The sequence below is a fragment of the Rothia sp. HMSC065C03 genome (assembly GCF_001837295.1).
In the GTDB taxonomy this organism is placed as follows: Bacteria; Actinomycetota; Actinomycetes; order Actinomycetales; family Micrococcaceae; genus Rothia.
In genome coordinates this window covers 241,582-253,230 of sequence record NZ_KV832006.1, presented here as the reverse complement: position 1 = coordinate 253,230, position 11,649 = coordinate 241,582, and the positions used below count along the sequence as shown (strand labels likewise).

Genomic DNA, 11,649 nt, shown 5'->3' with positions numbered 1-11,649 from the left:
ACTAAGGCCCCTGGTGCCCCCCCCCCCCCTTTTACTCAACTTTTCGTTCATTTTCACCGTTCATTTCTCCCCTTTCACTCAGCTTTTCCCTCACTCACTTCAATCACCGTACAGAAAACCACTGTGCAGAAAACCCGGTGTGCAAAAACCACCGTGTAGAGAGCCCGGTATAGAAAGCACAGTGCAGAACATTAGATGGGATAACCGTGTCTTCTTTCTTCCGACCAACCACAGCTCAGGGCGCTAAGACGCCTGCCCAGAAAAACCGCCTCCAAAATACCCGGGGTAAGAAGGCAATTAGCCTCTCCCTGCTGCTGGGCATGACCCCGGCTCTGGCGGTCACCCCTGCTGCGCATGCTGATGCGGCACAGACGAAACCCGCACAGGTGGAGCCTGCTCAAGCGGATCCGGCGAGCCCCGTCTCCCCTGCCGCATCGTTGCAGGCAACCCCCGTAGCTGCCGTCCCCGGCGCCGCTGAGGCGGATGCCGCAACCGGTATTAGCGATGCTGACAAGATTGATTTGAAGGTCACTACCGGCACCCTCAACATTTCTCAGGGAGGCACGGTGTCCGTGACGACCTCCCCGTTGAGCCCCGAGTTCCGTAAGAAGTACAAGCTCTTCCAGTTCGGCCTCGTGAACCGTGGTACCGATTACGGGTGGTCCCGTACCGGTGAGGCAACCCAAAATCCCCTGTACCGTGGCAAGGTCGATCATCTTCGAGAAGACGGTATCGTCCACGACAACCCGGACGGAAGCCTCACCTTCACCTTCGAGGTCAAGAAGCAGACCATCCGGGCGATCCCTTCGCCTGCCCTTGACGTGGTGTTGACCTACTACCCGGCGGGCGAGCGCGAGCCGAACGCCGAGGAGTATGAGGATCCCCGTCTTACTGCCCACACTCCGCTCAGCCTGACTCAGGACCCTGAGCCGGGTCAGACTACTTATGTGTACAGCATGCCGGCGATTGATAACCCCTGGGTTGATACGCAGCTGAAGATTGAGGGCTACCATATTCTCTCTAAGCAGCTTCTTGAGCCGGGGAGCGCCCCGGCGTATCTGATGCTGTATGAGGTTGACCCTGCAACGGGAAAGATGGTGGGCAAACCCGTTTTCACGCATGCAGTTCGTTATACGGATTGCGGCGAATACTATTGCTGGAGTTTCCTCAACAACTATTTCTCTGCGGATGTGACAATTCCTGCGGGCACTCTGCAGCCGGGCAAGTCGTACATGATTGGCGTCTACAGCGGCTTCTTCCCGAATCCGGATGAGGAGAAGGTCCCCGGTAGCCTCCTGACGGATGTTGCCCCGTTTATTCCGGTGCGCTCACCCAACTCGAACACCGAGGTGAAGGATGCCGCCCCAGTTCTGCGTGTTGAGCCGCAGCAGAGGGACCAATATTATTCTGATTCACCGCAGGTGAGCCCCTATTGGGAGAAGAACACGTTGCAGGTGCGTGCCGTGAATCTGCCGAACCTCACCGAGGGTCATTACCGTTTCTCGCTGCAGGCTACGGATGCTTCTGGCAATCTGACGGGTCAGAAGGCGCTGGAGCAGGATATTGCGGCTGACCGTATCCAGAGCGGTTACACGGAGGCGACCCTCACCGTTCCCGGTGAGGCGCTGAATTATCAGGGCGGCTATAAGCTGGTGGTGGAGAAGGTTCTTCCCGGTCAGGGTGGTGCCGCGGATTCTGTGCAGCAGGTTGTTTCTACTGACCTTGGTTTGGTGGTGAATGCGTTTGAGGAGGGTGAGGCTGCGAAGAGGTGGTACAAGGCTCAGCAGCTTCCCAAGTCAGATCTCTATTATTCTGAGGATATGACGCGCCGTGATGTGACGGTGGCTCTTTATATGTTGGCGGGTTCCCCGAAGGTGGAGCTTCCGGAGGCCAGCCCGTATCCGGATGTTCAGCCCAACGACCCGGACTATGCCGCGATTGTGTGGGCTCGTCAGCAAAGCATTACGTTCGGTTGGATTGATGGTAATTTCCACCCGGAGGCGAGGGTTTACAATTCTTCGGCAGTGGCGTTCCTGTATAGGTATCAGAGGGCGCAGGGTAAGGTTCCTGCGGCGAAGCCTCGTCCTGTTTCTTCGGCGTCAAAGAAGAGTAGTCTGCCGGGTGGTTCTTCTGAACGCGGGTGGAATACTGTTCTTGGCTGGCATTACTCGTTCCGTAAGGAGTCCCAGTGGGCGATTGATCAGCACATTTGGGGTTATATCAGCGAACAGTCTACCTATGAGGCGTATGTGCCGTCGTTTATTGGGCACACGGAACTCGCTACGATGCTGTACCGCATGGAGCACGGCGGCAGCCGTCTCACATAGTGTCCCGTTCTCGGTGTTAGCTATTTTGGGCAGCTTTCGTCAAATAGGCGACTTTACGGCTCTGTTTATGTGCCATTTTTATTGTGGGTGACTTTTATGTTGCCTTGCCCACCGCATTGTGAATATTCTCAACCTGCAGAGGTTGCATAGGTGTGAATTTTTCGAATGCGGTGGGTTTTTTGTGCTTTCTTTTTTGTACAGTGACCAGTGTTTGTGCTTATCAGCACAATATTTAGGCATATTTTCCACGTCATGCACATACTTTTTAAAGCTATACTTCACCTTAAGACATGCGATAAAACACACAGACATTTTTCGCGCTGATGACCTTTCAGGTTCCAGCACGTCTTAACTATTTGCTACGGTGTTTATGCGCACCACACTCGATGCGCGGCACCGATAAAAACTGATTGGATTACAATGTCCTCACTTCCCAACCACATGCGCTTTGCGCTACCCAAAAACATGGCCAAGAGCAGCTGCGCCATCACCCTGGCTGGCGCCATGCTCTTGCCCCTCTCCCCCGCGTTTGCGGCACCTGCTGCTACTCCGGTAGCAACCCAGGCTGTTGCGCAGGGCGAGGTTCAGGGTGCGCAGCGTCTGCAGGTTACCTCCGGCACTTTTGACATTCTCAAGGGCGGCAACGTGACCGTTAGCGGCTCCGGTTTCTCCAAGGACTTCGTTAAGGGCAAGTCGTTCCGCCTGTACGTTGTTCCGAAGGGTGAAAGCGTTGCTTTCCCGCCGCACCACCCGCGTAATTACCCCTTCTACGTTCAGGATGTTCCCGCCTCCGCCTTTGCGGCTGACGGCACCGTGAACCTGACCGCTTCGATCGACGCTAACTATCTGGAGGCCAATGGCTCGTCCTTCGATGTTGTGCTCGGTTACCGTGATGACGCTGAAGACGGCTGGATTCCCGCGGATGAGGTTCGTACTGAGCTGAAGGTTGCGGATGTTCCCACCGTTGATTCCCCGACCCTGTCGTACGACGCTTCGTCGGTGAATGCCTCTGAGAACACTAAGGTCACCGTGAACGGTGCCGGTTTCCAGAACATTTCGTACAACGGTAGCGAGTCGCTGATTGTTGCGGTTCGTGCGGTTGATCCGGCGACCGGCAAGGCGACCGGCCCCGCGCTGGCTCAGTCGGAGGCTAAGTTCACCTCCTACTCTGCTTTCTTCGGCCAGTACATGGGCTACACCAACGGCCGTTTCTCGACTGTTCTGGACATCCCGGCGGGTACCCTGAAGTCCGGCAGCTCCTATGTTGTGCAGACTTTCGAGTTCAACGTTCCGGAAGATAACGATGAGGCGAACAGCCAGGCACTGAGCACTCAGGCGTTTGTTCCGGTGAACGGCGAGAACGCTAAGACTGCTTCGCCTTCGGTGTCCCTGAGTACTGACAAGGTTGATCTGAGCTCTTCGACCACTATCCGTGTGAAGGGTAAGGATTTCAAGGTTCCGGCTGGCGCTACCGTGAACGTTCTGTTCTCTGAGGCTGAGGCTGACGGCAACCCGACCGGTGAGGCTCTGGATAGCATCACTCTGAACGCTGACCGTGTGGCAACTGGCGCATTTGAGACCACCGTTAATGTTGACGGCACCAAGCTGGATGAGGATAGCCGCTACGCTATTTTCGTAACCATTAACTATGCGGATGGTCAGCGCGAGCGCATCGCTGCTGATTACCTGACTCTGACTGGTGAGTCTGCGAACAAGAAGGTCCGTGAGCGTTTCGCTGACGTTCCGACTGCTCACGCGAACCACAAGGCTGTTCTGTGGGCTGCTGATCAGAAGCTGATCGATTCTCGCGAGAAGGATTGGTTTGGCGTTAATGATGACGCGACCCGCGGCGACCTGACCGTTGCGCTGTACCGCCTGGCTGGTTCCCCGAAGGTTGATCTGCCGGCGACTAGCCCGTACGCGGATGTGAAGACTGATGACCCGAACTACGCCGCCTACATTTGGGCTCGTCAGAAGGGCATTACTTTCGGCTGGTCTGACGGTAAGTTCCACGCGAATGCGTCTGTCTCTAACGCTACTGTTGCGGCGTTCCTGTACCGTTTCGATGGTAAGAAGCCGGTTGCTGTGGCTGAGGCACCGTACACCGATGTGAAGGTCGGTTCTGCGTTCTACCGCGAGATCACTTGGGCTAAGCAGCAGAAGCTGCAGGTTTTCCCGGGTTCTGAGTACCACCCGTCTGCGCTGGTGAGCCGTGGTGAGCTGGCTGGTTTCTTGATGAACTACAAGGTTCGCTAGGGTCCTGCTGGTTCGTTGGGATTAGCGTCTAACCCGCAATGATTGAGCCGGGCTGGCGGTGACGAAACGTTGGTTTCGTCCCCCTGGCCCGGCTTTTCTGTGCCCTTGCGGGGCTGTTGTCCGGTGCTGTTCCGCGGTTTTTCGGGGTATTTTTGCCGGTTAACACGCTAATGTGGGCTGTACCGCATGTGGGGCGCACCTCATGCGGTACCCGCTATTGGGGGGATTTTTGGGGTGCACCACTCCCCTTTTTCACAATTGTTCCATGGAGTGTAAATTAATATTTTTCAAGCTGTGGTTTATGCTTAGGACTGTTGCGCCCCTTGGTGCGCGCCCGTTTCCGGTTGGGCGTTTGTTGTGCGAGGGAGCTCATCACACACCGAAACATCAACCACATTGAGGATTTATGTCCCAGGATTCTAAGCAGTCGACTGATACTGCCCATAATTCTTCTGCGCCTCTGCTGGCACCGGAGGGCACCCACGATACTTCTTCTCAGGATGCCGCTAAGAAGCGTAAGCGCCGCCGCATTGAGCTGGCTGTTGGCGCTGTGGCGCTGGCGGGTGTTTTGTACCTGCCGTTCTCACCTCTTTTCTCGTTCTATGATTCGTCGGAGGCGCGTCTTTCTTCGGCGGATACTGCTGCGCCGGTAGCTGCTTCGGCGCCTTCCACTTCTTCTCCTCTGGCGTCGAGTTCTTCGACTCAGGGCCCGAAGATTCTGCGTCCGTCCGTGACCGCACCGGATGCGAACACTATTTTTGCTGATGCGCCCGAGGATTCTGCGTACTATGCGGGTATCCGTTGGGCTGTTCGTACTCAGACGATGGAGCCGCTTTCTGAGGACCATTTTGGTGCTGAGGATCCGGTGACTCGTGGCGAGCTGATTAGCATGTTCTATAAGCTGGCGGGTTCGCCGTCGGTGACTCGTCCGGAGCATTCGCCGTATGCGGATGTTGATGAGTCTGACCCGAATTATGATGCGTACCTGTGGGCGCGTCAGGAGCGTATTACCTCCGGTTGGGTTGATGGTAAGTTCCATGCGGAGGCGCGCCTGTCGAATGCTTCTGCTGCGGCACTTCTGTACCGTGCTGATGGTGCGCAGAAGATTCAGATGTCGGGTTCTTCGCCGTTTAGCGATGTTTCGTCTGCGACTCCGTTCTACCGTCAGATTGTGTGGGCGTCGCGCCGTGGCGTGTCGACGGTGTCTGAGGGTAATGCTTTTGAGCCGACGGCTCAGACGTCTCGCGGTCGTGTTGCGATGATGATGTACCTGTACTTCCGCACTTCGTAGTTTTTACACTGCCTAGTTTTTTGCGCTTTGTTCAGCGTATCGAGCGGCCCCGTACTTCCTGTTTGAAGTGCGGGGCCTCTTGTATTTTGAGGACTGTGCGCGGGGTTCAGCATCCTGGGTTCAGTTTTTAGCAGCTGGTCAACCTGGGAAAACCCTCAGAACCTTCAAGTCTCTCTTGAGTGTTTCCTGACTTCTATTCGCCCCTTTGATAGGGTGAAATTGTCCCCGAAATTGGCGGGGATATTCGACCACTTCTCATTGGGTTGGCGCAGATTCGACGAAGATTTCTCACTCCCTTTTAGAAACTGCATTGGCGCAATGGGTTCGACCGATAAGGAATGATTATGTCCGCTCTTCCGAATTTCAAGGCTTCGTCCTTCTTCCGTGCAGCACGGGGTTGCGGTGCATTGGCATTGGCTGGCGCGATGGTTTTGCCGATGGCTCCGGCGCTTGCCCAGAATGTTGCCGCAGATGCCCCTGCAACTGCGGCGGCTGGTTCTCTGCCGGCTGACCCTGCGCCGAAGGCCGCTGTCGCCCAGAAGGCTGACGCTTTCGCCCCGCACTGGCGCTACAACGCTCTGAAGGATACCGGTAACGATCAGGTTCTGAACTTCTCAGGTTGGGGTTTCAATGGCGATATTAACTCCCCAAAGGGCGTTCAGATTGTTGTGCGTGAGAAGACCCTGAGGGCGCGGGTTCTGGCGGTTAGCGACATCATCGAATATAACCACGAGGAACTGGCTTTTGCTTACCAGGGCGGCTATGTGACCGGTACCGTCAATATTCCGGCGAACACCCTGAATAAGGCAAAGCAGTACGTTGTCGAGGTGTGGGGCAACAACGGCTACGAGGGCGACGAGTTCATTACCCCCGTCGTGGGTAAGGCACCCGAGGGTCGTGGCACCCTGCTCGCTTCTCAGACGCTGAACTTTAACGGTTCTGATGGTTCGCAGGCTGCGGATGTTCCGGGCGCTAAGGCTGTCCAGGAGGACGCTCCGACATTCGACGTTCTGTACGACGGCAAGAATCCGCTACTGTACACCTTTGAGGGCGGCACCGTCCACGTGAAGGGTTCGGGTTTCACCAAGGAGTGGCGTGAAAAGCACGGCAATGTAGCGGTTTACCTGGCCGCTTCTCAGGGTGTTCCCGATGGTGACCTTCTGCCCGCTGATGATACGCCGCTCCGTTTTGAGGAGGGTAAGGACTTCACCATTGCCGAGGATGGCACCCTGGATGCTCAGCTGACGGTCAAGCCGGACGTGCTTCAGCGCTACTACGAGCCTCGCAACTACTTCCCCGGTATCCCGCGTTACGAGGTGCGTTACGAGGTTGACCTGGTTGCTGAGAAGCAGGGTCAGCCCCCGCTGACCGTTGAAGATCTGTGGGCTGGCAAGAACGTGGTGCGCCGTATTGCGGTGCATACTCAGGCGTTCCGCCCCAGCCCGTTTGCCCCCGAGGTGAAGTACAAGGCTCTGGGCGACACCACCGCGGATCAGGATATTTACTTCTCGGGTACCGGCTTCTACGGTGAGATTGCTTCCCCTAAGGGTGTTCAGTATGTAATCCGTGAGAAGGGTTCGAACACCCCGGTTCTGGCGACGAGCGACCTCATTGAGTACAACCATCACGACCGCTCCTCTGAATTCGTGAACGGTGAGCTGTCCGGTAGCGTAAAGGTTCCGGCGAACACTCTGGATCCCGCTAAGAAGTATGTCGTAGAGGTTTGGGGTAACAACGGTTACGAGAACGGCGAGTTCGTCGCCCCCGTTGTGGGTAAGGCACCCGAGGGCCGCGGTACTCTGCTGGCTTCTCAGGACCTGAAGTTCAAGGGCTCTGACGCTGTTGAGGATAAGAAGCCTAGCTTGACCGATGAGCAGCGTAAGGAGCGCGCTACCCGCGGTGAGCTGGCGGTGGCTCTGTACCTTCAGGCTGGAGCTCCCGAGGTGAAGCTGCCCGAGACCTCCCCCTGGCCGGATGTGAAGACTGACGACCCGAACTACGCTGCGTACATTTGGGTTCGTGAGAAGGGTATCAGCTACGGCTGGTCGGACGGCAAGTTCCACGCGGACGCTGGCATCTCGAACGCTACCGTTGCAGCGTTCACTTACCGCGCGGCTGGTTCTCCTGCGGTGACGGGTAATTCCCCCTACGTGGATGTTAAGCCTGGTTCTGCGTTCTACCGTGAGATTCTGTGGGCTAGCCAGAATTTGACTACGGTGTACGGTGGTCAGTATTTCATTCCTCAGCAGCTGCTGACTCGCGGTCATCTGGAGACTGTCCTGGCTGCTTTCCAGTCTCGCTAAACATAGCCAGCTGAACACCCCCGTGTTCCCGAGCAGGTTTTCTGCCCAGGAGCGCGGGGCTCTGTTTTTGGGGTTTAGCGTGCTGAGTTTAGCGTGCTGGGTTCTCAGTTCTTAGTGGCTGGTCAACCTGTGAGAACCCTCAGAACCTTCAAGTTTTTCTTGAGCGTTTCCTGACATCTGTCCAACCCTTTGATAGGGTGAAAATGTCCCCGAAACCGACGGGGATATTCGACCACTTTTCTCATTGGGTTGGCGCAGATTCGACGGAGATTTCTCACCCCGAAACCCTATGAAACTGCATCATCCCGGTGGGTACGACCCGTAAGGATGATGTATGTCCTCGCTTCCGAACTCTAAGTCTTCGTTCCTCCGTGCGGCGCAGGGTTGCGGCGCACTGGTGCTGGCTGGCGCGATGGTTCTGCCGATGACTCCGGCGCTCGCCCAGGATGCGGCGCCTGCCGCTAATGCACCGGCGGCAAATGCTGTGACCCCCAAGCCGGCTGCTCAGGACGCGGCGGCACAGCCGACGTACTCCACCGACTATGACACCATTTTTTACACCGGTGAGGGCGGCACCGTGACCCTGAAGGGTACCGGTTTCACCAAGGAATGGCGTGAGCAGCACGGCACCGTTGTCTTCTACATTGCTGCTACGAAGGATCGCCCCGGTAATGCTGAGCCTTCCACCTCGATGCTTCGCTTTGAAGAGGGCAAGGACTTCACCATTGCCGATGACGGCACTTTTGAGGCAAAGCTGACCATCAAGGCTAAGGCTCTGGAGAGTTTCTACACTCCCATCGATTATTTCCCGGGTATCACCCTGGACGAGGTGCGTTACGAGACGGGTATTTTGACCGAGGCTAAGGGCCAGCCCCAGTCGAGCATTGAGGATATTTGGGCTCGCAAGAACGTTATCGCCCACCACCCGATGTACACTCGCGCTTACCATCCGCAGGTCCTGGCACCTAAGTGGAAGTACGATGCTCTGAAGGACACCACGAAGGATCAGGAGTTGCTGGTCAAGGGTGAGGGTTTCGTTGGTGAGGAGCTGCCCGGTCGTGAGGGTGCCATGTACGTGATTCGTGAGAAGGGCACCGGCACCCCCGTCCTGGCGATGAGCGATATGAAGTCCTACTATGAAGGCCCCGATGGCGTAACCCGCCTGGAGGGAGGCACTCTTTACCGCACCATCAAGATCCCCGCAAACACCCTGGATCCGTCTAAGCAGTACGTCATTGAGGCGTGGAGCGACTACGACTACGACCTCACCAAGAAGGACAGGCCCCTCATCACCCCGATTGTGGGTTTGGCGCCGGAGCACCGCGGTGTTCTTATGGGCCGTCAGGATCTGAAGTTTGAGGGTGTTCAGGACTTCGCGGATGCTACCGTGCCTAAGGGAGAGTACAAGAGCCTGATTTCGAAGCTCACCTACCAGGAGCAGCAGCAGCGCGCTACTCGCGGTGAGCTGACTGCGGCACTGTACGCTCAGGCTGGTAGCCCCAAGGTGAACCTCCCGGCAGTCTCCCCCTGGCCGGATGTGAAGACCACCGACCCGAACTACGCCGCCTACGTGTGGGCTCGTCAGAAGGGCATTACTTTCGGCTGGTCTGATGGTAAGTTCCACGCGGATGCCGGCATTTCGAACGCTACCGTTGCGGCGTTCACCTACCGCGCAGCGGGTTCCCCGGCTGTTTCCGGTGTTTCTTCGTTCACGGATGTTAATCCGAGTTCCGCCTTCTACCGTGAGATTCTGTGGTCCACTCAGCAGTATGTCATTAATCCGGATTTCGGCGCTTTTAATGCGACGGACCTGGTGAATCGTGGTCAGCTGGAGCAGATGCTGTTCAACTTCCAGAACCGAGCCAAGTAGAACGGCGCCAGGTAGAACCGCGCTATGTAAGACGGACTAGTTCCGCGCTAAATAACCCCGTGTTCCCGAATGGTTTTTCTATTCGGGAACACGGGGTTTTCTATGCCCGTTTTCTCTGCTTTTTTCTGCATCTATTTTTGGGTGCTCGCGGAATCATTGCGGCACAAAAATTCAAAACTTTCAACTATTCCTTGAGATTTCTCGCGACTTCTCATTAAGGGTTTGATATGCTGAGGCTACCCCCAAAACCGATGGGGATAATCAACGATTTTCTTATTGGATTAGCGCAACTTCGACGGTGAAGATTCGGCCGGAAATCATCCTGCAGGAATTGCAAACATCCAATGGGACGTACCATAAGGATGCTTTATGTCCTCACTTCCGAGTTCTAAGTCTTCATTCCGCCGTGCAACGCAGGGTTGTTGCGCTCTCATGTTGGCTGGCGCTATGGTCCTGCCGATGACTCCGGCGCTGGCTCAGGATACAGCACCGGTCACTAACATTTCTGTCCCTAACGCACCGGTTGCCGATACCGCCTCCCCGGTTTCTCAGGACGTCACGGATGGCCCGTCTTTCACCATTGATTATGGGGAGGGTGCGGCTTTGTACACCGATGAGTACAACGAAATTACGGTGAGGGGCACCGGCCTCACCAAGGAATGGCGTGAGCAGCACGGCAAGGCAGTCCTTTACATTGCCGCTACAGAGTATCATCCCGATAACGTTGAGCCTTCAAGGTCGGTGCGTTTCTTTGAAGAAGGTTGGCGTTTCCCTATTGCCGATGACGGCACTTTTGAGGCAGAGCTGACGATCAGATATGGCGACCTGGAGAGTTTCTACACCCCCGCTTATGGGGTCCCGTATTTCCGCGGGGAGGATGTGCACTATGAGATTGGCATCCTCACCGTGGGCGAGGATCAGCCGTGGCCGACCATTGAGGATATTTGGGCTCGTAAGAACGTGGCTATTCACAAGCCAATATATACCCGTCGCCATCCTGAAATTATCGGGGCCCACTGGAGGTACGATCCACTGAAGGACACCACGAAAGATCAAGAGCTGATGATTAAGGGTGAGGGTTTCAGCGCGTATGAGCTCCCCGGTCGTGAGGGTGTCATGTACACGATTCGAGAGAAGGGCACCGGCACCCCCGTCCTGCTCATGAGCGAGATGGAGCGCTACTACGAACGTAGCGATGGCGTAATGGCGCTGTGGGGAAACGCTGTTTACCGCACCATCAAAATTCCCGCGAACACTCTGGATCCGTCTAAGCAGTATGTCCTTGAAGCATGGAGCGACTATGGCTATGTCAACCAGACGGATAAGACTCTCATCACCCCGATTGTGGGTTTGGCGCCGGAGCACCGCGGTGTCCTTATGGGCCGTCAGGACTTGAAGTTTGAAGGTCTTGAGGAATTCACGAATGTATCTCTACCCAAACCCAAGTATAAGCATCTCTTCTCAAAGCTTAGCGATGAGGAACAGCAGCAGCGTGCTACTCGCGGTGAGCTAGCTGCGGCACTGTACCTTCAAGCTGGCGCCCCCAAGGTGAACCTCCCGGCGGTCTCCCCGTGGCCGGATGTGAAGACCACCGACCCGAAC

General features: G+C 56.1%; 6 protein-coding genes. All 6 read left to right on the top strand.

The window, feature by feature from the left end:
• Window positions 1–206 precede the first annotated feature (206 nt).
• Window positions 207–2,327: a peptidase gene (locus HMPREF2605_RS06730; protein ID WP_083324857.1), complete on the top strand. Its 2,121-nt coding sequence runs from the start codon at window positions 207–209 to the stop codon at window positions 2,325–2,327.
• Window positions 2,328–2,747: 420 nt separating this feature from the next.
• On the top strand, window positions 2,748–4,583 hold the full coding sequence (locus HMPREF2605_RS06725; protein ID WP_070847498.1) for an S-layer homology domain-containing protein: 1,836 nt from the start codon (window positions 2,748–2,750) through the stop codon (window positions 4,581–4,583).
• 406 nt (window positions 4,584–4,989) lie between these two features.
• Window positions 4,990–5,874, top strand: coding sequence for an S-layer homology domain-containing protein (locus tag HMPREF2605_RS06720; RefSeq protein ID WP_070634377.1), 885 nt, complete (start codon window positions 4,990–4,992; stop codon window positions 5,872–5,874).
• A 344-nt stretch (window positions 5,875–6,218) separates the two neighbouring features.
• Window positions 6,219–8,177 (top strand): gluconolactonase, encoded by a 1,959-nt coding sequence (locus tag HMPREF2605_RS06715; RefSeq protein ID WP_070847497.1) that lies wholly within the window; start codon window positions 6,219–6,221, stop codon window positions 8,175–8,177.
• 334 nt (window positions 8,178–8,511) lie between these two features.
• A complete protein-coding gene (locus HMPREF2605_RS06710; RefSeq protein ID WP_070847495.1) occupies window positions 8,512–10,047 on the top strand; it encodes an S-layer homology domain-containing protein in 1,536 nt (511 codons plus the stop codon).
• 369 nt (window positions 10,048–10,416) lie between these two features.
• Window positions 10,417–11,649, top strand: a 1,233-nt coding sequence (locus HMPREF2605_RS06705) for a peptidase (protein ID WP_070847494.1), incomplete at its 3' end; no start/stop codon positions are given.